The organism is Rhodococcus sp. Leaf247, assembly GCF_001426185.1.
Taxonomy (GTDB): Bacteria; Actinomycetota; Actinomycetes; order Mycobacteriales; family Mycobacteriaceae; genus Rhodococcoides.
In genome coordinates this window covers 130,299-151,401 of record NZ_LMRP01000003.1, presented here as the reverse complement: position 1 = coordinate 151,401, position 21,103 = coordinate 130,299, and the positions used below count along the sequence as shown (strand labels likewise).

23 protein-coding genes are annotated in these 21,103 nt (G+C 67.4%); 4 read left to right on the top strand and 19 right to left on the bottom strand.

Annotation, left to right across the window (positions count from 1 at the left end):
• Position 1 precedes the first annotated feature (1 nt).
• The 9 genes from ASG64_RS16000 to pgsA all read right to left on the bottom strand — a co-directional run bounded on the left by ASG64_RS16000 (position 2) and on the right by pgsA (position 6,697).
• Entirely contained in the window at positions 2-646 is a 645-nt protein-coding gene (locus ASG64_RS16000) for a regulatory protein RecX (RefSeq protein ID WP_042572607.1), read from the bottom strand.
• A 2-nt stretch (positions 647-648) separates the two neighbouring features.
• Positions 649-1,698: a recombinase RecA gene (gene recA, locus ASG64_RS15995; RefSeq protein WP_042572606.1), complete on the bottom strand. Its 1,050-nt coding sequence runs from the start codon at positions 1,696-1,698 to the stop codon at positions 649-651.
• A gap of 150 nt (positions 1,699-1,848) precedes the next feature.
• Positions 1,849-2,043: a DUF3046 domain-containing protein gene (locus tag ASG64_RS15990; protein ID WP_042572719.1), complete on the bottom strand. Its 195-nt coding sequence runs from the start codon at positions 2,041-2,043 to the stop codon at positions 1,849-1,851.
• A gap of 55 nt (positions 2,044-2,098) precedes the next feature.
• Positions 2,099-3,262, bottom strand: coding sequence for a glycosyltransferase (locus tag ASG64_RS15985; RefSeq protein ID WP_056074573.1), 1,164 nt, complete (start codon positions 3,260-3,262; stop codon positions 2,099-2,101).
• Positions 3,263-3,292: 30 nt separating this feature from the next.
• The gene (locus ASG64_RS21920) at positions 3,293-3,466 is read right to left on the bottom strand and encodes a hypothetical protein (protein WP_042572718.1); all 174 of its coding nucleotides are present in this window, start codon (positions 3,464-3,466) and stop codon (positions 3,293-3,295) included.
• Positions 3,467-3,626: 160 nt separating this feature from the next.
• On the bottom strand, positions 3,627-4,430 hold the full coding sequence (pspM, locus tag ASG64_RS15975; protein WP_235579632.1) for a phage shock envelope stress response protein PspM: 804 nt from the start codon (positions 4,428-4,430) through the stop codon (positions 3,627-3,629).
• A 54-nt stretch (positions 4,431-4,484) separates the two neighbouring features.
• Positions 4,485-5,294 (bottom strand): PspA/IM30 family protein, encoded by an 810-nt coding sequence (locus ASG64_RS15970; RefSeq protein WP_042572604.1) that lies wholly within the window; start codon positions 5,292-5,294, stop codon positions 4,485-4,487.
• Positions 5,295-5,446: 152 nt separating this feature from the next.
• A complete protein-coding gene (locus tag ASG64_RS15965; RefSeq protein ID WP_056074572.1) occupies positions 5,447-5,809 on the bottom strand; it encodes a helix-turn-helix domain-containing protein in 363 nt (120 codons plus the stop codon).
• Positions 5,810-6,109: 300 nt separating this feature from the next.
• Positions 6,110-6,697, bottom strand: a complete 588-nt coding sequence (gene pgsA / locus ASG64_RS15960) for a CDP-diacylglycerol--glycerol-3-phosphate 3-phosphatidyltransferase (protein WP_231568554.1) — start codon at positions 6,695-6,697, stop codon at positions 6,110-6,112.
• A gap of 155 nt (positions 6,698-6,852) precedes the next feature.
• On the opposite strand from pgsA, the gene ASG64_RS15955 reads away from it, so the two are divergent.
• Positions 6,853-7,431, top strand: coding sequence for an amino-acid N-acetyltransferase (locus tag ASG64_RS15955; RefSeq protein WP_082042785.1), 579 nt, complete (start codon positions 6,853-6,855; stop codon positions 7,429-7,431).
• Between the two features lie 39 nt (positions 7,432-7,470).
• On the top strand, positions 7,471-7,755 hold the full coding sequence (locus ASG64_RS15950; protein WP_027505116.1) for a YciI family protein: 285 nt from the start codon (positions 7,471-7,473) through the stop codon (positions 7,753-7,755).
• 75 nt (positions 7,756-7,830) lie between these two features.
• On the opposite strand, the gene ASG64_RS15945 is transcribed toward ASG64_RS15950, so the two are convergent.
• The 3 genes from ASG64_RS15945 to ASG64_RS15930 all read right to left on the bottom strand — a co-directional run bounded on the left by ASG64_RS15945 (position 7,831) and on the right by ASG64_RS15930 (position 12,608).
• The gene (locus ASG64_RS15945; RefSeq protein ID WP_082518549.1) at positions 7,831-8,937 is read right to left on the bottom strand and encodes a TerC family protein; all 1,107 of its coding nucleotides are present in this window, start codon (positions 8,935-8,937) and stop codon (positions 7,831-7,833) included.
• A gap of 261 nt (positions 8,938-9,198) precedes the next feature.
• Positions 9,199-11,907, bottom strand: coding sequence for a DNA translocase FtsK (locus ASG64_RS15940; protein ID WP_200933488.1), 2,709 nt, complete (start codon positions 11,905-11,907; stop codon positions 9,199-9,201).
• Between the two features lie 71 nt (positions 11,908-11,978).
• The gene (locus tag ASG64_RS15930) at positions 11,979-12,608 is read right to left on the bottom strand and encodes a TIGR03085 family metal-binding protein (RefSeq protein ID WP_042572599.1); all 630 of its coding nucleotides are present in this window, start codon (positions 12,606-12,608) and stop codon (positions 11,979-11,981) included.
• Between ASG64_RS15930 and ASG64_RS15925 the strand changes: the two genes are divergently transcribed.
• A complete protein-coding gene (locus ASG64_RS15925) occupies positions 12,607-13,437 on the top strand; it encodes a sulfite exporter TauE/SafE family protein (protein ID WP_082518548.1) in 831 nt (276 codons plus the stop codon). The genes ASG64_RS15930 and ASG64_RS15925 overlap by 2 nt on opposite strands.
• A gap of 40 nt (positions 13,438-13,477) precedes the next feature.
• Here ASG64_RS15925 and ASG64_RS15920 read toward each other — a convergent pair whose 3' ends face one another.
• From ASG64_RS15920 to ASG64_RS15905, 4 genes are all read right to left on the bottom strand, one after another.
• Complete coding sequence (locus ASG64_RS15920) at positions 13,478-15,529, bottom strand: ribonuclease J (protein WP_056074566.1); 2,052 nt, start codon at positions 15,527-15,529, stop codon at positions 13,478-13,480.
• Positions 15,526-16,485, bottom strand: a complete 960-nt coding sequence (gene dapA, locus ASG64_RS15915; protein WP_082042796.1) for a 4-hydroxy-tetrahydrodipicolinate synthase — start codon at positions 16,483-16,485, stop codon at positions 15,526-15,528. The genes ASG64_RS15920 and dapA overlap by 4 nt, the downstream gene beginning before the upstream one ends.
• A gap of 72 nt (positions 16,486-16,557) precedes the next feature.
• A complete protein-coding gene (thyX, locus tag ASG64_RS15910; protein ID WP_056074564.1) occupies positions 16,558-17,304 on the bottom strand; it encodes an FAD-dependent thymidylate synthase in 747 nt (248 codons plus the stop codon).
• Between the two features lie 9 nt (positions 17,305-17,313).
• The gene (locus tag ASG64_RS15905) at positions 17,314-18,543 is read right to left on the bottom strand and encodes a winged helix-turn-helix domain-containing protein (protein WP_056074562.1); all 1,230 of its coding nucleotides are present in this window, start codon (positions 18,541-18,543) and stop codon (positions 17,314-17,316) included.
• Between the two features lie 202 nt (positions 18,544-18,745).
• Between ASG64_RS15905 and ASG64_RS15900 the strand changes: the two genes are divergently transcribed.
• Positions 18,746-19,399 (top strand): DUF3105 domain-containing protein, encoded by a 654-nt coding sequence (locus ASG64_RS15900; RefSeq protein ID WP_042572712.1) that lies wholly within the window; start codon positions 18,746-18,748, stop codon positions 19,397-19,399.
• Here the strand turns inward: ASG64_RS15900 and ASG64_RS15895 are convergent, their stop codons facing one another.
• The 3 genes from ASG64_RS15895 to dapB are packed head-to-tail and all read right to left on the bottom strand — an operon-like array spanning position 19,400 to position 21,068.
• Complete coding sequence (locus ASG64_RS15895) at positions 19,400-19,852, bottom strand: flavodoxin family protein (protein WP_231568547.1); 453 nt, start codon at positions 19,850-19,852, stop codon at positions 19,400-19,402.
• A complete protein-coding gene (locus ASG64_RS15890; RefSeq protein WP_056074560.1) occupies positions 19,849-20,310 on the bottom strand; it encodes a hypothetical protein in 462 nt (153 codons plus the stop codon). The genes ASG64_RS15895 and ASG64_RS15890 overlap by 4 nt, the downstream gene beginning before the upstream one ends.
• The gene (dapB, locus tag ASG64_RS15885; RefSeq protein ID WP_442970423.1) at positions 20,307-21,068 is read right to left on the bottom strand and encodes a 4-hydroxy-tetrahydrodipicolinate reductase; all 762 of its coding nucleotides are present in this window, start codon (positions 21,066-21,068) and stop codon (positions 20,307-20,309) included. Before dapB ends, ASG64_RS15890 begins: the two co-directional genes overlap by 4 nt.
• Between the last annotated feature and the right edge of the window lie 35 nt (positions 21,069-21,103).

The window sequence follows — 21,103 nt, the reverse complement described above, 5'->3', positions numbered from 1 at the left end:
TCTAGTACTCGAGGCCTTCGGAATCGTTTCCGAGGGCCTCGAGTTCGTTCTTGACCACCTCGAACGCCATTCCCTGGGCGAAGCCTCGGCGCGCCAACATCGACACGAGCTTGCGAACTACCTTGTCCCGCTGTGCACGGCGTTCCCGCGGGTCCTCGATGTCGTCGCCGAGACTCGACCGCAGAGCCGGAGCCCGCAGCTTCTTGACCACCAGGTCGCGGGCGCGCTCACGCTCGTCCTCCGGCTCGATGGTGTCCAGCGCTTCGGCGGCGATACCGGGTTCGATTCCCTTGGTTCGGAGTTCGGTGCGCAACGCCTGCTTGCCGCGTCCCGAATACGTGTGCCGTGACTGCACCCATTGATGCGCGAAGTCGCGATCGTCGACCAGCCTGATCTCGGTCAGTCGATCGAGCACCGAGGCGATGATGTCCTCGGTGAAACCCTTCGCGGTCAGACGCTGCTCGAGTTCGGCGCGGCTCCGCGCACGATCGGTGAGCAGCCGGAGCGCCGCATCCTTGGCTTGGACGGCGGTGCCGCCGCCCGGCTGCTCCGCGGGCTTCCTCGACCGCTCTCCGGAACGGGACCGGGCGCCCGACTGTCGTCGGGCGCCCGGTTCACGTGAGTCCGACGACTCCCTGCCGTTCACTGTCAGAATTCGACCGGAGCTGCTGCGGCAGCCTCGTCGGTGGAACGGACGTCGGCGCCGATGCCGAGCTTCTCCTTGATCTTCTTCTCGATCTCGTCGCGGATATCGGTGTTCTCGAGCAGGAACTTGCGAGCGTTCTCCTTGCCCTGTCCCAGCTGGTCACCCTCGTAGGTGAACCACGAGCCGGACTTGCGCACGAAGCCGTGCTCGACACCCATGTCGATGAGCGAGCCTTCCTTGCTGATGCCCTTGCCGTACAGGATGTCGAACTCGGCCTGCTTGAACGGCGGCGACACCTTGTTCTTGACCACCTTGACGCGTGTGCGGTTACCGACTGCGTCGGTGCCGTCCTTCAGCGTCTCGATGCGACGGATGTCGAGGCGAACGGAGGCGTAGAACTTGAGAGCTTTACCGCCCGTGGTGGTTTCGGGCGAGCCGAACATGACGCCGATCTTCTCGCGCAGCTGGTTGATGAAGATCACCGTGGTGCCGGACGAGCTGATGGCACCGGTGATCTTGCGCAGCGCCTGGCTCATGAGGCGGGCCTGCAGACCGACGTGGCTGTCACCCATCTCGCCCTCGATCTCGGCGCGGGGAACCAGGGCGGCCACGGAGTCGACCACCAGGATGTCGATGGCACCGGAGCGGATCAGCATGTCCGCGATCTCGAGAGCCTGCTCACCGGTGTCGGGCTGGGACACCAGCAGCGCGTCGGTGTCGACGCCCAGCTTGGCGGCGTAGTCGGGGTCGAGCGCGTGCTCGGCGTCGATGAAGGCGGCGATTCCGCCGGCAGCCTGCGCGTTCGCGACAGCATGCAGCGCGACGGTGGTCTTACCCGATGATTCCGGGCCGTAGACCTCGACGATGCGTCCACGCGGGAGCCCACCGATGCCGAGTGCGACATCCAGCGCGATGGAGCCCGTGGGAATGACGGCGATGGGCACACGGGCCTCGTCGCCGAGGCGCATGACCGATCCCTTGCCGAAGTTCTTGTCGATCTGCGCGAGCGCGAGATCGAGCGCCTTGTCCCGATCGTATGCAGCTGCAGCCATGATGGTCTCCTTCTCGAAAAGTTCTTGTCCCCTGCTTGTCTGCCGCCAAGGTAGAGGGGGGTACCGACAAGAACCGCCGCGGCGGTTCTCCTCGTCTCTGGGTCGACTATAAGCGAACAGGTGTTCGAGAGTGGGCGACACGCCGCGCGGTCACCAGAGAGAGCGCGGCACGTCGAATTCTGCGCACAGAGCGCGCCAGACATCGCGCGGATCCTCGCCGTCCTCGATGGCCTGTGCGGCGGTGCGGTTGCCCAGGCTCAGCAGGAGATGGTCGACCAGCATCGAGTCGCCGGTCACCGTTCCGAACTGCTGGGCGATTCGTTCGTGGAAGTCGGTCAGGCGCACCTGTCCACCGTAACCGGACATCTCCCACGGCCGTATCCGGCCGCCTGTCGGTGAATCAGGCGAAGGTTCCTCGACAGACCGCGACCGGGTCGTCCACTGCCCGTGCACCGTCGGCCGCCCTCGTGGCCGCCGCGGCGTAGGCCGGATCACTCAACACGGTCCGCACGGCGTCCGATATCGCATCCGCCGACACCGGCCGCACGATGACGGCACTCCCCTGCCGTGCCGCCCGGTTGGCCAACTCCCATTGGTCTCCGCCGCCCGGAACCACCACGACGGGCACACCCGCGAGCAGCGCTTTGGCCAGCATGCCGTGACCTCCGCCGCACACGACGACGGACGCATGACGCAGTAGTTCGTCCTGCCGTCCCAGGCCGCCGACGGCCCACGGTGGCAGGTCCGCGGGCACGTCATCGACGGTGCTGATCGCCAGGCGGCACGGTGCACCGCTCTCTCGCGACAGAGCCAGCGCATCCAGCGTGGCGTCCATCATCGAGACGGCGCCCGTCGCAGCCGTCGACGGCGCCAGCATCACCAGTGGGTCGTCCCCGACAGGGGGTTCCAGGACCGCCGACGTGGGCTCCCACAGCAACGGCCCGACGACGTGCGCTTCCGCCGGCCAGTCGACACGCGGCACCTCCAGAGCCGGGATCGTGGCGACGAGTCGACGAGCCGGACCCGGGTCGACGGACGGGAGTCCCACCGATTCCCGCGCCCGTGAACGCTGCTCGAGCCCGGCCCGCACCGATCGAGCGGTCAAGGCGCGCATGACCGTGTCGCGCAACCTCCCGCGGATCCCGGTGCCGGGCGCCAGTCCACTCCCGATCGGGGGCAGCGACCGAGACGGTCGATAGAGCGGGTGCGGGGCCAGTTCGACCCACGGCACACCGAGGCGTTCCGCTGCCAGCGACCCTCCGGCGGTCAGGATGTCCGAGACGACGAGGTCCGGTCCCAGGTCGGACAGGACGGGCACGAGCTGGGTCGACATGTACGCAGCGCGTTCGTGGATGCGCCGTCCGGCGTCCGCGTCGTCGTCCTCGGGCCGTGGTTCGAGTCCGGGCAACGACCGGGTGTCGACGCCCGCGTCGCGCGCTGCGTCGAGCCAGCGGCGGCCGGTGTAGACCACCGCGTCGTCGCCTGCGGCGGCCAGTGCCCGGGCGAGGGCGATGGCGGGAAACGCATGCCCGGCGTCAGGTCCTGCCACTACCGCCACTCGCATCGCACGACCCTATGTCAGGGCTGCGGGACGTCAGAAGGTGGACTTCGCAGAGTCCCGGTCACCGGAGATGGCGCGAAAGAGGAAATAGGCGGCGGTGCCGACGACAGCGAGGGCCAGCAGCGGGAACAGTGCCTTGACGATCGCGCCGAGGACGATGACGGCGATCCACACCGCGATGATGACTCCGAGAACTTTCCAGAACATGGGCTTCTCCTGATCGACGACGGTGTCACGACGTCTCGGCGTTCTCGCCGACCGTGCACCGGTGATTCCGACAGTGCCAGAGCAGATCGTCGAAAACACGCTTCCGGCAACAACTTCAGGGTCGATACCAGGGTGCACCCCGAGACGGTTCAGGGTGTGGTCAGGGGCGCTGGAGACGCTCGAGGCCGTAGGCCCAACCCTCGAGGCGGTCCGAGGCGAACTGCAAGGCGTCGCGGCGCGAGTCGAGGGCGGACAGCGACCCCGATGCACCGGGCGTCGTGAGAAGGGCGGCAGCGGCGACCAGGCCGTCGTACTGCTGCACGCCGTCGGCCAACCTCGCGGCCGTGGACGATATGGACGTCGACAGGTGGACGGCAGCGCCGGTACTGCCCACCGCGGCTCGTTCCATCGCAACGATGTCGTGGGCCACGGCGGTGAGCGACGCCGAGGCCGCAGCCGCGATACGTGCGGTGTCGTCGACGTCCTCGGCTGCGACCACACCCGACCGGGTGAGTATCCCGAGAAGTTCGTGCAGGCTTCGCTCCGACGCGGCAAGACGTTCGACCGGTGCGCGAGCGGCCGACCCGACCGGTGGCAACGCGCGACGCGCCGGCGCCGACGGGGGAAGCGGAGTGGTGCGTAGCCGTCGGTAGGCCGCCACGGCAGCCACCGCCGGTATCCCGAGAAGAACAGTGGTGCCCGTACCGCCCACGATCAGCCAGTCCGGAGCGGACGTCGCCGCCACCGTCATGGTCGCGACACCGGTCGAGCCCGAGGCAGCGCCGAAGATTCGTGCTCGTCGACGTACCCGGCGACGCTTGCGTTCCGCTTTACGACGCGGGTCGTTCCATGACCGAGCCGCGTCGAGGATGGGACGCGTGGCCTCGATCGCACCGAGCGCACGGGCACCACGAGAACCCGAACGGGAGACCCGGGAGGACGCAGCGTCGGCAGCCTGCGTCACCCACGGATGCTGGAAACGGTGCCCGGACATAGCTGATCGGCCCCGACAGCCGACTCAGTTGGCCTGAGGAGGTTCGGGGATCGCCTGCGAGGGCGCGGCGTTCTTCTGCAGGGACGCGGTGTCGCCGGAGGTCAGCGAGTCGCCCTTCATCGAGGCGCGGATCTGCTCGAGACGGCTGTGACCCGCCATCTGGACGCTGGCCTGCTGCACTTCCATCATGCGGCCCTGGACCGAGTTCTGGGCGAGTTCAGCGGACCCGAGCGCGTTGGCGTACCGACGTTCGATCTTGTCCCGGACAGCGTCGAGGCTGGGCGTGTTGCCCGGCGCGGACAGCGTGGAATCCATCGACCGCAGCGACTCGCTGACGCGCTCCTGCATCTTGGCCTGCTCGAGCTGACTGAGGAGCTTGGTGCGCTCGGCGACCTTCGCCTGCAGCGTCATCGCGTTCTGCTCGACAGCCTTCTTGGCCTGCGTCGCGGCCTGGAGCGCCTGGTCGTGGAGCACCTTGAGGTCCTCGACGCTCTGCTCGGCCGTGACGAGCTGGGCGGCGAATGCCTCGGCGGCATTGGTGTACTGGGTGGCCTTCTCGACGTCGGCTGCCGCGTTGGCCTGGTCGGCGAGGGTGACGGCCTGACGCGCGTTGGCGTTCAGCTTCTCCACCTCGTCGAGCTGGCGGCTGAGCTTCATCTCGAGCTGACGCTGGTTTCCGATGACGGAGGCGGCCTGCTGCGACAGAGCCTGGTGCTGGCGCTGCGCATCCTCGATGGCCTGCTGGATCTGGACCTGGGGGTCCGCCTTCTCGTCGATCTTCGAGTTGAACAGAGCCATCAGATACTTCCAGCCCTTGACGAAAGGATTGGCCATCGGTTCTTCCTGCCTCCATGAGATACGCCGCCTACGCGACCCGGCTGGCGACCGTCACCGCCGGTAGTTCGTGTCGAGAGAGTGTGTCTGTACTCGGTACCCGTAATGGTGCTCTATCGAACCGGACAGTCCGACCGGTACGGCATATCCGATCAGGCTGCGGCCAGTGCCCGAGCGCTCGGAGCCGGAATGACCACACGAGTGTCGTCGGAGATGTGGGTGGCAGACGAGGCGGCGTCGCGCGCCGGTGCGGCGTCCACTGCACCCGCAGATCCCGCCATGGTGTCGGTCAGCGACTCGCTCACGTCGAACAGAACGGTCGACAGAGGAACCGCGAGCGCGTCACAGATCGCGTTGAGCAGTTCGCTCGACGCCTCCTTGCGGCCGCGTTCGACCTCCGACAGATAACCGAGACTCACCCGGGCGGTATGGGAGACCTCACGCAGCGTGCGGCTCTGAGCGACCCGCGTGCGGCGAAGACTGTCGCCGAGTGCCTCACGCAAAAGCAGCGCCATGTGGCCCCTCCTTCATCGTGTCCCAACGTGTCGGGACGTGTCGTGCCATCCAGACGTGCTGTTCCTTCGAGACGTGCTGTTCCATCAGTGACTACAACGCCGAGCGGACCCGATCGGTTCCCGCGACGGAAAGAGATTCCCTCACCGTCACCGGTGGAAGCACCCTAACCCGCTCGCGCGACCCGCACGCGCCGTAGGACGTCCGACACGGCCGCCCCGAGCCGTTCGGATCGTGTACCCGGTACGAACGGTTCCCACATCCGCATCGTCATGGGATTCGGACCCGCGACAGCGGATCGGTCATCGGCCGTCGTGAGTCGACCGGACACGGGGACGCGCGGCCTGCACGAGATAGTCGAGCCCGGTCACGACCGTGAGCACCACGGCCACGATCATGACGACCATCGCGGCCGGCATCACCGCGTCCGGAAGCGGCAGCACGATGATGCCGATCGCGACACTCTGCACCAACGTCTTGAGTTTGCCGCCGCGACCGGCAGGGATGACGCCGTGCCGCAGCACCGCGAACCGTAGGAGTGTGATCCCGATCTCGCGGACAGCGATGACCACGGTGATCCACCAGGGCAGGTCGCCCAACAGCGAGAGACCGACGAGAGCAGCACCGATGAGCGCCTTGTCCGCGATGGGATCGGCCATCTTGCCGAACTCGGTGACCAACCCGTGCTTGCGCGCCAGCTGACCGTCGACGCGGTCGGTGATCGCCGCGACGACGAAGATTCCGAAGGCGGCCAACCGCCACCGCGTGTCGTGGCCTCCGTCGGCGAACAGCGCCCACAGGAACACCGGGACGAGCGCGATCCTCAGCACGGTCAGAACGTTGGCGATATTGAGCAGCGGGGCCGCACCCACCGGGCTGGACCCGACCACGGCATCTGCACCGGGAGCCGACGCGTCACCGGGACCACGACCGACGTCGTACTGCGCGCTCACGTCGACGCGTCCGCTCGGGAGGCGTGATGTGAGTAACCGGCGCGCGACACACGGTCACAATATCGGTACGTCCGATGACTACTGTTCACCCCATGACTTCCGACCTCGATCCGGACACGGACTCACGGGCGGCGCACGACCACGACGACGTCAGCGACGCCCCTGCAGCGGCCACCGATCGCGTACACCTGCGTCGAGCGCGCACCTCCGACATCCCGGAGATCAAACGGCTGATCGACATCTACGCCGGTCGCATCCTGCTCGAGAAGAACCTGGTGACCCTCTACGAGGCGGTCCAGGAGTTCTGGGTCGCCGAGGTCGACGGTGTCGTCGCCGGGTGCGGCGCGCTGCATGTGCTGTGGGCGGACCTCGGCGAGATCCGCACCGTCGCGGTGGACCCGTCGGTCAAGGGACACGGAGTCGGCCACCTCATCGTGTCGACCTTGGTCGACGTCGCGCGCGAACTCCAGCTGTCCCGGATCTTCGTCCTCACCTTCGAGGTTCCGTTCTTCGCACGCCACGGATTCTCCGAGATCGACGGCACTCCGGTCACGGCCGAGGTGTACGCGGAGATGTGCCGGTCCTACGACACCGGTGTCGCGGAGTTCCTCGACCTCAGTTACGTCAAACCGAACACCCTCGGCAACACTCGCATGCTGCTCACGCTCTAGTTCCCCCACCACCCGATCACACACCGCAGGAGAACATCGATGGCCCACTTCCTCGTCAACTACACGTACTCGTCGGCCACTGCCGAGGGACGCGACCGCGTCCGTGCCGAGCACCGCGACTGGCTGCGGGATCTGCTCGCTCGCGACATCGTGGTGGTGGCGGGGCCGTACGCGGACGACAGCGGCGCCACCATCATCGTCAAGGGTGAGAGCGCGGACCAGGTGGGCACGCTGTTCGCCGAGGACCCGTTCGCGGTGGAGAAGCTCGTCGACGCCGTGGCGATCCAGGAGTGGAAGCCGGTGATGGGCGTCCTCGCGGAGTGACCCGAGCCCCGCACCCACCGGATACGCGAACAGCCCGGCACCTCTCGGTGCCGGGCTGTCGTCGTGCGGGACGGATCAGCGCGAGTCGCGCTCGGTGTCCGTGACACTGGTCGACGTGGTGCCGGTCGACGTCGTGCCGGTCGAGGCGGCCGTGGTGTCGTCGTCGCCGAGGACCGGGCTTCCGGTCTGGTCGCCCTTCGCCGCGGGCTTCGCATCGCCGCGGGTCTTGAGCAGGCTAGCCACGGTGGTGACGATCAGGATGCCCATGATGACACTGAGCGAGAGGCCGGTGCTGATCTCGGGCACCTTCAGGTTCTCGCCGCCGTTGATGAAGCCGAGCTCGTTCTCGTGCAGGGCGTGCAGCACCAGCTTCACACCGATGAACGCGAGGACCAGCGACAGACCGTAGGACAGGTACACCAGGCGATCGAGCAGTCCGCCGATGAGGAAGTACAGCTGACGCAGACCCATCAGTGCGAACGCGTTGGCGGTGAAGACGATGTAAGGCTCGGTGGTCAGGCCGTAGATGGCCGGGATCGAGTCGAGCGCGAACAGGATGTCGGTGAAGCCGATGACGACCAGGGCCAGCAGCATCGGGGTGACCACGCGCTTGCCGTCGATCTTCACCGTCAGACGATCACCGTGGTACTCGTCCGTGGTGGGGAGGATCTTCTTGGCGAACTTCATGATCTTGGTGTCCTGCTGGACTTCGTTCTCCTCCTCTTCCCCGGCTTCCTTGATGAGCTTGTAGGCCGTGTAGATGAGGAATGCACCGAAGAGGTAGAAGACCCAGCTGAAGTTGTTGATGGCCGCGGCACCGAGGGCGATGAAGCCACCGCGCATGACGAGTGCCATCACGATGCCGATGAGCAGCACCTTCTGCTGGTACTGACGCGGCACGGCGAACGTCGTCATGATGATGAGGAAGACGAACAGGTTGTCGACGCTGAGCGCCTTCTCGGTGACGTACCCGGCGAAGTACTCACCGCCGAAGGTTGCGCCGTACTGCCAGAACACGATGCCGCCGAAGATGATGGCGATCGTGATGTAGACGACGGACCACGTCGCCGATTCCTTGAAGGTCGGCTCGTGGGGCGTCTTCACGTGAGCGAAGAAGTCGAAGACGAAAAGTCCGAGAATCACCACGATGGTGACGATCCAGACTGTGGGTGAGACATTCATGTGGCAACTACCTCCGGTAGTCCATGGTTGGGCTCCGGAGGTCTCTCCCACAGTGTCGAACGGTGATGTCTCGTGACCGTCGATACTGCCGATGACCCGGATCGAGGCAGGGCTCGATCGTGCTGACGGGTCCTTCGCAAGCTGGGGATACTCCCCTCCTGTGGACAAGAGTGCCACAGCCGAGCAGCGATTTGCGCCCCCTGAAGGTAATGCACAGGTAAAACTCAGGCAGTCTGAGAGTCAATTCACATCAGACCACAATCATTCGTCCGGGTTGTCCGATTCGGCAGGATTTCCGCCCTTGATCGACCACAACAAGCCGTCCAGCTCGTCCGGCTTGACCAGAACATCACGAGCCTTCGATCCCTCGCTGGGCCCGACGACGCCTCGGGTCTCCATCAGGTCCATCAGACGGCCGGCCTTCGCGAAACCCACCCGCAGCTTGCGCTGCAACATCGACGTCGACCCGAACTGGCTGGTGACCACCAGCTCGACAGCCTGGAGCAGCACGTCGAGATCGTCGCCGATGTCGGCGTCGACGTCCTTCTTCTCCGCGGCCTTCTGCGCGGTCACACCCTCCTGGTACTCCGGCTCCGCCTGGTTCTTGGCGAAGTCGACGACGGCCGTGATCTCCTCGTCGGTGATGAACGCACCCTGCAGACGGGTGGGCTTGCCGGCGCCCATCGGCAGGAACAACGCGTCACCCATGCCGATCAGCTTCTCGGCGCCCTGCTGATCCAGGATCACGCGCGAGTCGGTCAGCGACGACGTCGCGAACGCCAGGCGCGAGGGCACGTTGGTCTTGATCAGGCCCGTCACCACGTCGACCGACGGTCGCTGCGTCGCCAGAACCAGGTGGATACCGGCCGCGCGGGCCTTCTGCGTGATCCGCACGATCGCTTCCTCGACGTCGCGAGGCGCCGTCATCATCAGGTCGGCGAGCTCGTCGACGATCGCGAGGATGTACGGGTAGGGCTTGTAGACACGCTCACTGCCGAGCGGTGCGGTGATCTCCCCCGACTTCACCTTCTTGTTGAAGTCGTCGACATGCCGAACCCGATTGGCCTGCATGTCCTGGTAGCGCTGCTCCATCTCCTCGACCAACCACGCCAGGGCCGCGGCGGCCTTCTTGGGCTGCGTGATGATCGGGGTGATGAGGTGCGGAATGCCCTCGTACGGCGTGAGCTCCACCATCTTCGGGTCGATCAGGATCATCCTGACCTCTTCCGGCGTCGCGCGCGCCAACAGCGACACGAGCATCGAGTTGACGAAGCTCGACTTACCCGAGCCCGTCGAGCCGGCGACCAGCAGGTGCGGCATCTTCGCCAGGTTCGCACTGACGAAGTTGCCCTCGATGTCCTTGCCGAGGCCGATGACCAGGGGGTGATGATCCTTGCGCGTCGACGACGCGGTCAGCACGTCCGCCAGGCGCACCATCTCGCGGTCCGAGTTGGGCACCTCGATGCCCACGGCCGACTTGCCGGGGATCGGGGCGAGGAGTCGGACGTTGTCGGTGGCCACGGCGTAGGCGATGTTGCGCGCCAGGGCGGTGATCTTCTCGACCTTGACGCCGGGGCCGAGCTCGACCTCGTACCGGGTGACCGTGGGTCCACGGGTGAACCCGGTGACGGCCGCGTCGATCTTGAACTGCTCGAGAACCTCGGAGATGGCCTCGATCATCGTGTCGTTGGCCTGGCTCCGAGTCTTGGGCGGATCCCCGGCGATGAGCAGCGACAGCGACGGAAGGACGTAGTCGCCGTCGACGACCCGGTCGACGACCAGCTTGTCCTCGTCCGCGGGCTTCGGCGGCGTGGCCGCGACGACCGGTGCGGGTTTCGGCTTCGGGGCCGGAGGGGGTGTCGGGGCCGGTACGGGCTTCGCCTTCGCAGCAGGCGGCGCCACGGGAACGTACTCGGTCGGCTCGTCGACCGGATAGGCAGCGTCGGGATCGACCGGAGCAGCACCTCGACGGCGCCGAGTCTTCGGCTTCTCGTCCACCGGGTATCCGTCGGCGTCGAACAGCGCCGGGTCGTAGTCGTCCCGGCTGTCGTCCGAACCGTAGGAGTCGTAGGACCGGTCGTAGCCGTCGGGTGCGAACTCGTCGTCGTAACCCTCGTCATAGCGAGCGTCGTACTCGCCGTACTCGTCACCGCGGTCGCGAGTGCCGAACAGCGTCCGCAGCCGCGCGGGGATGTCGCGGACTGTCGTACCGGTGAGAAGCAGGACTCCGAACAGGATTGCGAGGAGCAGCAGCGGCACCGCCAACCACACCGTGACACCACTGCTGAGAGGTCCACCGACGACGAATCCGACGAAACCACCGCCCGACGCGCGTCCGGTGGCGTCGTCGGGAGATCCTGCGCCCAGATGCCACAACCCGAGCATGGGAAGTCCGACGAGGACGGAACCGAGTACGAGACGTGGCCGGGTGTCCGGCTTGGGCTCGGTGCGCATCAGCGCCACGGCGACGGCGATACCGAGCAGGGGCAGAACGACGGCTGCGCTGCCGACCACGGCGCGCAACCCGATCTCGATCCACTCTCCGACGGGCCCACCTGCGGAGAACCACAGTCCGGCCGCGACGACGACGCTCACGGCGAGAGCGCCCAGCGCGAGCCCGTCCCGACGGTGTCCGTGCTCGATGTCCGCTGCTTTGCCGACGGTGCGCGTGGTGGCTCCGAGTCCGCGGGCAGCGAGTGACCAGCCCTTGCCGACACCGCGACCCATCGAGTTCAGCGCAGCCATGCCCGGCGATACGGACGACCGCTTGGCGGCGGGCCGCGCCCGCGTCCCCGACGAGGTGCGAGGAGCCGACTGCCGGGCACCGGACTGCCGTGGTGCGGTGGGCTTGCGCGGCGTGGTGACCGTCCGCCCGCGTCCTGTCGACGTGGCACTGCTCTTGCCTGTGCCTGCCCTGGTCGATCCGGTACTCCCGGATCGGGACGCGCGCGTACTCGTCTTGCCTGCCATGACCGTCAGGCTAGTCGGTCGACACCATCAGGACCATCCGCAACACCAGTAACACCGAGCCCGGGTCGGTGTCACACGCCTCGGTCGAGACCCTTCACCGACGCGATGTCCTCCGCTTCACCGTCGAACTCCAGCACGACCGCGTCGCGCCCGAAGGCGTGGAGCACCAATTCCGCCGGTTCGCCGCGCAGCGTCACGGTCCGCGACGCCGACTTCTTGCCGAACGCTCGGCGCCGACCGTCCGGGGTCTCGACCGCCACCCTGACCGGAGCACTCCGGTAGGCGATGCGGCCGAGCAGTCCCAGCAGACCCCACAGCGCACTCTGCATCTCGGGGCTCAACTCCCGAGGGCTCGGCGCCGCCGTGCCGGCGCGCCTGATGTCCTCGTGGTGGACGAACATCTCGCCCAGGTTCACCTGCGCGTCGAGCAACTTGTACGGGGACCACACGGGAGGACCGGTGCGGACGTCGTCGACCAGCGACACCCACTCCCCCGCGGCGACACCGTCCTGGACCTTGCGCGTGTACCCGGCCAACGGCGGCAGGAAGATGCCCGGCGCGGCGTCGAGCCGTCGTTCGCGGATGACGAGGTGCGCCGCCAGATCGCGCACCGTCCAGTCGCCGCACAGTGTCGGGGCATCGGGTCCGACCTCCGCCATGGTGTCCGCGAGGTCCAGACGTTCGTCGTGTGCGAGGCTCATGAGATACGAATCTAGCGTCTGTCGTACGGTCGCCGGTGTGCCCGTGACCGAAATACTGCTGATCCTGCTGGCGGGCTTCGCCGCGGGAGGCATCAATGCCATCGTCGGATCGGGAACGCTGATCACGTTCCCCACCCTCATCGCCTTCGGGTATCCGCCGGTCACGGCAACCATGAGCAATGCCATCGGCCTCGTCGCGGGCAGCGCGTCGGGCGCCTGGGGTTATCGCCGAGAACTTCGGGGACAGTGGCCGCGCCTGCGATGGCAGCTCCCCGGTTCCCTGCTCGGTGGACTGCTGGGTGCGTGGCTCCTCCAGCATCTGCCCGAGAAGACGTTCACCGCAGTGGTTCCCGTGCTACTAATTCTGGCGCTGGTTCTCGTCGTCACCGGACCTCGTATCCAGGCCTGGGCCCAGAAGCGGTCGTCCTCGGAGACGTCGGAGACGTCCGAGTCGTCGGCGGGGCTCGGCCGCGGCCGATTCGTCCTGCTGGTCATCGGCACGTTCGCGGTCGGCGTCTACGGCGGATACTTCACCGCCGCACAGGGAATTCTGCTGATGGGCGTCATGGGCGCCCTGCTGCCGGAGAACATCCAGCGGATGAATGCCGCCAAGAATGTTCTGTCGCTCGTCGTCAACATCGTCGCCGCGGCGTCGTTCATCATCTTCGCGTCGGACCGGATCAGTTGGGCCGCAGTCGGATTGATAGCCGTCAGCTCGCTGGTCGGCGGCGCCGTCGGTGCGCGGTACGGCCGTCGGCTCTCGCCGGGGGTACTGCGTCTGTGCATCGTCGCGCTGGGCCTGATCGGCCTGTACAACCTGCTCGCCTGACGCGGCCTCCGATGATTCGGAGGCCGCGTCAGCGGGTGGATCAGCCTTGATTGACCTCGATGACGGTGGGCACGATCATCGGCTTGCGGCGGTACTTGTCCGCGACCCAGCGACCGACGATGCGACGCACGGACTGTGCGACGCGATGCGTGTCCCGGACACCGTCGTTGGCGAGGCGCACAACTTCCGCCTCGACCAGCTTCGCAGCCTCCTCGAGCGCGCCGGGGTCGTCGGAGAACCCGCGACCCGACACCTCGGGGGTGCCCACCGAGCGACCGGTGGCGCTGTCGATGGCCATCGTGATGGCGATGAAGCCGCCCTCACCCAGAACCAGTCGATCCGACAGAGTCGAGTCGCCCACGTCACCGACGGACAACCCGTCGACGTAGACGTGTCCGACCGGCACCTGACCGACGATCTCTGCGAGACCGTCGACCATGTCGACGACGACGCCGTCCTCGGCCAGCACGACGCGCTCCTCCGGGACACCGGTGGAGATCGCCAGAGCGGCGTTGGCACGCAGGTGCCGCCACTCGCCGTGGACGGGCATCGCATTGGTCGGACGCACCGCGTTGTAGAGGTAGAGGAGCTCGCCCGCCGACGCGTGTCCGGACACGTGCACCTTGGCGCTCTGCTGCGTGACCACCTTGGCGCCGCGCTTGGCCAGCCCGTTGACGACGGCGAACACGGAGTTCTCGTTGCCGGGAATGAGCGAGGACGCCAGGACGACGAGATCGTCGGCGCGGATGTTGATCTGACGGTGCTCACCGCGGGCCATGCGGGACAGAGCCGACAGCGGCTCGCCCTGCGAACCCGTGGACACGAGCACCAGCTTGTCGTCCGCGAGCTTCGTCGCGGTGTCCATGTCGACCTCGACACCGGACGGGACGGTCAGGTAGCCGAGCTCCTGCGCGATGGCCATGTTGCGCACCATCGAGCGACCGACGAACGCGACCTTGCGGTTGTAGCGGTGCGCGACGTCGATGACCTGCTGGATGCGGTGGACATGGCTGGCGAACGACGCCACGATGACGCGGTTCTTCGCCTTGCCGATGACGGTGTCGAGGACTCCGCCGATCTCACGCTCGGGTGTGACGAACCCCGGCACCTCGGCGTTGGTGGAGTCGACCAGGAACAGGTCGACGCCCTCGTCGCCCAGACGCGAGAAGCCTCCGAGGTCGGTCAGGCGACCGTCGAGCGGCAGCTGATCGAGCTTGATGTCGCCGGTGTGCAGCACGACGCCGGCGTCGGTACGGATCGCGACGGCGAGCGCATCGGGGATCGAGTGGTTGACCGCGAAGTACTCGAGCTCGAACGGTCCGTGGTCGGTGCTCTCGCCCTCGCGGACCTCGACCAGCTTCGGCTTCTGGCGGTGCTCACGGCATTTCGCAGCGAGCAGCGCGAGCGTGAACTTCGACCCGATGACCGGGATGTCGGGGCGCAGGCGCAGCAGGAACGGCACGGCACCGATGTGGTCCTCGTGGCCGTGCGTGAGAACCAGGGCGACGACGTCGTCCATCCGGTTCTCGATGTGGCGGAAGTCCGGGAGGATCAGGTCGACGCCGGGCTGGGCGTCCTCGGGGAACAGCACGCCGCAGTCGACGATGAGCAGCTTGCCCTGGAACTCGAAGACGGTCATGTTGCGACCGATCTCGCCGATACCGCCGAGTGCGACGACGCGGAGGCCGTTCTTCGGCGCCTTCGGCGGAGCGCCGAGGCGCTGCGTCTTGTCGACGGCGGTGCGGGCGTCGGGTCGCTGGATCGCCGACGAGCTCTGCGGGGTGCGCGGAGGCCGTGAGCGAGGCCCGCGTCCACCGCGGCCACCGGACTGGCTGCCACCGCCGGACTGGTTACCGCCACCGGACTGGTTACCGCCACCGGACTGGTTACCGCCGCCGGACTGACGGCCCTTGGGGGCGTCGGACTTCGGGGCGCGGTCGGTCTGCGGTGCCTTCTCGGCTCGTGTCGCGGGCGCCGCGGGGGCGTCGGCTACGGGGGGCGGAGTCTTGGGTGCCTTCGGTGCCTCGGGAGGCGCCTCGACGGGAGGTCCGGCGCTGCGTGTGGCACTGCGCCGCCTGGGCGGACGGGTCATGTGAGAACTCCTGCACGGTGGAGATCGGCTGCGAGAGCATCGATCTGATCGGTGGACGGTGGAACTTGCGGAAGACGGGGGTCGCCGACGTCGATGCCCAGCAGGCGCAGGCCCGCTTTGGAACCCGTGACGCCGCCGAGTCGGGCGAACGAGCGCACGATCGGAAGCAGGCTGACGTTGATGGCCTGCGCGGCGGCGATGTCGCCGGCGGTCCAGGCGGCATGAAGGTCGCGCAGCTTGCCCGGCACGAGATGGCCGATGACGCTGACGAATCCGACGGCGCCCACGGACAACCACGGGAGGTTGAGGGGGTCGTCGCCGGAGAAGTACTCGAGGCCGGTGGACGCGATCAGCTCGGCGCCCGCGGCGAGATCGCCCTTGGCGTCCTTGACGGCCAGGATGTTGCGGTGCTCCGCCAAGCGGCGCAGCGTTTCCGTCTCGATGGGAACGACGGAGCGGGGCGGAATGTCGTAGAGCATCACAGGCAGATCAGTGGCGTCCGCGACGGCGACGAAGTGGGCGTACAGGCCGGCCTGGGGTGGGCGTGAGTAGTACGGGGTCACGACGAGGAGGCCGTGAGCGCCCGCATCCGCGGCGGCCCGAGCGAGTTGGATGCTGTGCGCGGTGTCGTTGGTGCCGGCGCCGGCCACGATGCGGGCCCTGTCCCCCACGGCCGCGACGACCGCACGCAGGAGGTCCGCCTTCTCGCGATCGGTGGTGGTGGGCGATTCACCCGTCGTGCCGGAGATGACGAGGCTGTCGCAGCCACTCGACACGAGGTGCGACGCCAAGGACACCGAGGTGTCGATATCGAGTGCGCCGTCCGGGGTGAACGGAGTCACCATCGCGACGGACACCGCTCCGAACGGCGAGGGCGCCGTCGTCGTCTGCTTCTGCCGTGCGGGGTCGACAGTCTCCGCAGTGCCGACAGTCCTCGCGGTGTCACCGATGGTCATGGTCAGGAAGGTTACCCGGTCCGATTCGGACCGCCGGACCCCCACGACGCTGCCGACTCGTCGGGCGCGCCGTCATTCTCCGGGGTACGAGCTCCGCGCCACTTCGGTGCCGTCGGGCAGAGTCTCGATCTCGAAGTCCGCGAAGACGTCGGGAGCGACATCCTTCAGGCGTCGCAAGCACTCGACCGCGAGGCGACGGATCTCGAGATCGGCGTGCTCGGACGCCCTCATGACGACGAAATGCCGCCAGGAGCGGTAGTTGCCCGTCATCACCAGACGCGTCTCGACGGCGTTGGGAAGCACGGACCGCGCAGCCTGACGCGCTTGCTTGCCCGCCACGACGGCGGGCGCGTCGGGACCGCTCACGTTCTCCAGCGCGGTCAACAACGCGTCGTACGCGGCACGGGAACTGTCGGTCGCATTCTGGAACAAGTCACTCAGCGTCGGGTCGGCTTCGAGAGCCGGGGGAACGACCATCCGCGCGTCACGTTCGGACACCGACCGTTGCGAGAGCTGCGAGAACGAGAAGTGCCGGTGCCGGATCAGTTCGTGACTGCACGAGCGGGAGATACCGGTGACGTAGACGCTGGCCGAAGCATGTTCGAGCACCGAGTAGTTGCCGACGGCCAGCAGATGGTTGAGGTACCCGGCGTTGGTCGCGGTGCGCGGATTGGGCTTCGACCAGCTCTGGTAGCAGGCACGGCCGGCGAATTCGACCAGGGCCTGTCCCCCGTCGGCGTCGGTCTCCCACGGCACGTCCGGTGGCGGCACGAACGAGGTGGCGGCGATCAGCCGAACGGACAGCGGAGCTTTCTGCACCCCCGAAGACTATTCGCTCGCGCGAGCGAGATCGGACGCGAGATCCCCCCGATCGCCGACGACGACATCGTCGACACCCAGCCAGTCCGCCATCTCACGTATCGACGCCGAGAGGGCCGTCGTGACCTCGGCGCGTCTTCCTCGGGCGTCGACGGACGGTTCGGAGAAGGCACCCGGAACGGTGAGGACTCCGGCGGCGCGGTCCACCCGGATGTCCACACGCCCGACGAGTTCGTCGTTCAGCAGGAACGGGAAGACGTAGTACCCGTACGCTCTCTTCGGTTCGGGCGTGTAGATCTCGATGCGGTAGTGGAAGTCGAAGAGCCGTTCGGTGCGGGGCCGCCCGAAGATCAACGGGTCGAACGGACACAGCAGAGCTGCCGTCTCGACCGACCGCGGTACTCGGGTGTCGCGGTGCAGGTAGGCCTGATCCCGCCAGCCGGTCACCGTGACGGGCACGAGGACACCCGCGTCCACCAGATCGGCGACGGCACGGGTGGTCTGCACCGACGACAGGCGATAGTGATCGCGCAGGTCCGCCGCAGTGGCGACGCCCATCGCCTCGGCCGACTTCTCGACGAGCTGTCGGACGGCATCCACCTCGTCCACCCGCCGCCCCACGACGTCGGCCGGCAGCACTCGCTCGGCGAGGTCGTACAGCCTCGTGAACCGCTCCCGCCGCGGTACGGACAACACACCGCCGGCGAACAGTTGCTCGCACACCACCTTGACGTCGCTGTGGTCCCACCACGGACCCTTCGGACCCGGTCGACGACGGTCCAACAGGTCCTCGAGGTCGCGCGCGGTCACGGGCCCCTGGTCGCGGATCGCGTCCAGCACCTCGTCCACCAGCCCGGGGTTACGCTCGGCCACCCGGGCAGCGCCGCCCCACCGGCCGTGCTCGTACTGGTCCATCCGCCACCGCATCAGCGGCCAGTCCGCAACGGGGAGGAACGCTGCCTCGTGCGCCCAGTACTCGACGAGCAGTCGCGGTGATCGCGCCGTGTCGGTCCACGCCGCGTCGTCCAGTGCCTGCCGGTCATAGGGTCCGATCCGACTGAAGACCGGCGCATAGTGCGCGCGCACCGCCGCGGACACCGAATCGATCTGCAGGAGCTTCGTCGAGCGCACGACACCCGCCACCGCTCGCCTCCCCGACACCGCGCCGGACCGCGGGCGACCGAATCCCTGTGCCGCGACGGCAGTACGACGCGCGGCGGCGGCGGACAGCTCACGCATCGGGAACGGCCCTCTCGCAGCAGGTCTTCACCGTCAGGACGGTACCCGTGACAGAGGTCGCTGCTGGATCGCCCGGTGGTGTTTCTGCTCCTCTCACACCGGATATCGGCGGGAACCCGCGGTGTTCGGGCGCGAGGGGAGCAAAAACACCACTCACCGGCTGAACGGCAGGGTCGTCCGGCCGGACGGATACTCTCGGGTCATGCATCGGTCGAGGCTCGTTCCCCTGATCCTGTCGGCCGCCCTTCTCGGCGCGGCCTGCGGATCGACGATCGAGGGGCGCCCCACGGCCGGCGAGTGGGTGCCCACCGCCGAGAATCCCGACCCGTCCCTCGCCCTGGACGGTATCGAGGTGGTGCAGTACCCGCCCGCGTTCCACGCGCTCGCGAACTACCGTGTGGCGTATAACTATTCACCCCCGATGGGCGGCCGGCACGACGCCGCGTGGGCCACGTGTACCGGGATCGTGTACCCGGAACCCGTGCGGACCGAGAACATGGTCCACTCCCTCGAGCACGGCGCCGTCTGGATCGCCTACGACCCCGACGCTCTCGACGACCAGCAGGTCGCGGCACTCGCCGACAGGGTCGACGGCGCGCCTTACACGATGCTGTCGCCGTATCCCGGAATGGACCGCACCATCTCGCTGCAGTCCTGGGGACACCGATTGGCCGTGGACAGCGCGGACGACGAGCGCATCGACCAGTTCATCTCGGCACTTCGTCTGAACCCGAACACGTTCCCGGAACCCGGCGCTACGTGCGCGACACTGCCCTCCACGTTCGACACGCTGAACCCGCCGCCGTTCGTCGAAGGCCCGCCGGATCCCGCGTCGCCGCTGACCCTTCCGGAATGATCAGGCAGGCATGATCGTCGCCGCGAGGGTGCCGCCGAGGTCGACGAGCCGCTCTCGAGACGTCGCATCGAACGCCGTCAGGTCGACGGGGGCAGCGGCCTGCTCGAGACCCCAGCCGCTCACGATGGATGTCAGCGCCCGCACCGCGCCCACCGTGTCGTTGTTCCCGTAGACCCAAGCGCCCCAGGGTTTCCCGTCGACGGCGCCCAGTGTCGGGTAGTAGACGGAATCCAGGAAATGCTTCAGTGCACCGGACATGTAGCCGAAGTTGGCCGGCGTACCGAACAGGAACGCGTCGGCATCGAGGACGTCACCGACGGTCGCCCCGAGCGCCGGGCGGACTCGAACGTCGACTCCGTCGATCTCGGGATCCCGCGCCCCGGCCAGGACCGCCTCGAGCATCTCGTGCATCGGCGGCGAGACCGTATGGTGCACCACCAGGAGCAGCGTCACGCGCTCTCGGCGCGCTCGAGTTCGACAGCGCGGCGCATGGTTTCGCGAGCACGCCCACGGTCTCCCGCGTAGTCGTAGGCACGGGCCAGCCGGTACGAGTTACGCCAGTCGTCCGGCGCCTTCTCGTACTCCGCTTTGACGTCCGCGAACAACGCATCGGCTGCTGCGCGTTCGATGCGGCCGGACGGACGGCGAGGAAGATCCTCCACGTCCAGCTCGAGATTCTCCTCGTGGATGCGTCGCGCGAGATGCTGGTGCCGCAACCCGGCTCGGAGCGTGGCCACGACGATCCAGATTCCCAGCAGCGGCAGGATCAGCACACCGATACCGAGGCCGATGTTGACCGGACCACCGAGCTGGATGAAGTCGATCCCGCGACTTCCGAGAATGACGAAGTAGACACCGAGTACGACGACCATCACCACGATGATCGCCACCACGCGCGAATACTTGCTCATGCCGACCCGAGGTCCATCAGCGGTTCGATGCCCAGCGTCAGACCGGGTCGGGACCCGATTGCTCGAACCCCCAGCAGCACACCGGGAGTGAAGGACGTGCGGTCGATGGAGTCGTGCCGGATGGTCAGTGTCTCGCCCTGCGTGCCCAGCAGCACTTCCTGGTGCGCGACCAATCCCGCCAGCCTGACCGAATGCACTCGCACACCGTCGACATCGGCACCGCGCGCACCGTCGAGCTCGGTGCTGGTCGCATCGGGGCTCGGTCCCACGCCGGCCGCCGCGCGCGCCTCGGCGATCAGCGCCGCCGTGCGATACGCCGTGCCGGACGGTGCGTCCGCCTTGTTCGGGTGATGGAGTTCGATGACCTCGACGGAGTCGAAGAACCGCGCGGCCTGCTGCGCGAACGCCATGGACAGAACGGCACCGATGGCGAAGTTCGGGGCGATCAGCACACCGGTCGTCGGAGACTCTGCGAGCCACCCGCGCACACGATCCAGACGCTCGTCGTCGAAACCGGTGGTTCCGACGACAGCGTGGATACCGGCCCCGACGAGATACTGGAGGTTGTCCATGACGACGTCCGGATGCGTGAAGTCGACGACCACCTGCGCGCCGTTCTCCGCGAACGTCTCCAGCCGGTCACCCTTGTCGACGCGAGCGACCAGCTCGGTGTCCGGCGCGGCCTCGACGGCGTCGCACACCGCCTGTCCCACCTTGCCGGCTGCGCCGAGCACTCCGACGCGAATTGCCTCTGTCACCGTCAACATCCTCCACTTCGAACTGTCGCAGGACA

Bases quoted from the DNA above. Each gene is read 5' to 3' on its own strand.
- recA (WP_042572606.1), bottom strand. From the start codon at position 1,698: ATGGCTGCAGCTGCATACGATCGGGACAAGGCGCTCGATCTCGCGCTC.
- ASG64_RS15985 (WP_056074573.1), bottom strand. From the start codon at position 3,262: ATGCGAGTGGCGGTAGTGGCAGGACCTGACGCCGGGCATGCGTTTCCC.
- ASG64_RS21920 (WP_042572718.1), bottom strand. From the start codon at position 3,466: ATGTTCTGGAAAGTTCTCGGAGTCATCATCGCGGTGTGGATCGCCGTC.
- ASG64_RS15970 (WP_042572604.1), bottom strand. From the start codon at position 5,294: ATGGCCAATCCTTTCGTCAAGGGCTGGAAGTATCTGATGGCTCTGTTC.
- ASG64_RS15965 (WP_056074572.1), bottom strand. From the start codon at position 5,809: ATGGCGCTGCTTTTGCGTGAGGCACTCGGCGACAGTCTTCGCCGCACG.
- ASG64_RS15955 (WP_082042785.1), top strand. From the start codon at position 6,853: ATGACTTCCGACCTCGATCCGGACACGGACTCACGGGCGGCGCACGAC.
- ASG64_RS15950 (WP_027505116.1), top strand. From the start codon at position 7,471: ATGGCCCACTTCCTCGTCAACTACACGTACTCGTCGGCCACTGCCGAG.
- ASG64_RS15945 (WP_082518549.1), bottom strand. From the start codon at position 8,937: ATGAATGTCTCACCCACAGTCTGGATCGTCACCATCGTGGTGATTCTC.
- ASG64_RS15940 (WP_200933488.1), bottom strand. From the start codon at position 11,907: ATGGCAGGCAAGACGAGTACGCGCGCGTCCCGATCCGGGAGTACCGGA.
- ASG64_RS15925 (WP_082518548.1), top strand. From the start codon at position 12,607: ATGAGATACGAATCTAGCGTCTGTCGTACGGTCGCCGGTGTGCCCGTG.
- ASG64_RS15930 (WP_042572599.1), bottom strand. From the start codon at position 12,608: ATGAGCCTCGCACACGACGAACGTCTGGACCTCGCGGACACCATGGCG.
- ASG64_RS15920 (WP_056074566.1), bottom strand. From the start codon at position 15,529: ATGACCCGTCCGCCCAGGCGGCGCAGTGCCACACGCAGCGCCGGACCT.
- dapA (WP_082042796.1), bottom strand. From the start codon at position 16,485: ATGACCATCGGTGACACCGCGAGGACTGTCGGCACTGCGGAGACTGTC.
- ASG64_RS15905 (WP_056074562.1), bottom strand. From the start codon at position 18,543: ATGCGTGAGCTGTCCGCCGCCGCCGCGCGTCGTACTGCCGTCGCGGCA.
- ASG64_RS15900 (WP_042572712.1), top strand. From the start codon at position 18,746: ATGCATCGGTCGAGGCTCGTTCCCCTGATCCTGTCGGCCGCCCTTCTC.
- ASG64_RS15890 (WP_056074560.1), bottom strand. From the start codon at position 20,310: ATGAGCAAGTATTCGCGCGTGGTGGCGATCATCGTGGTGATGGTCGTC.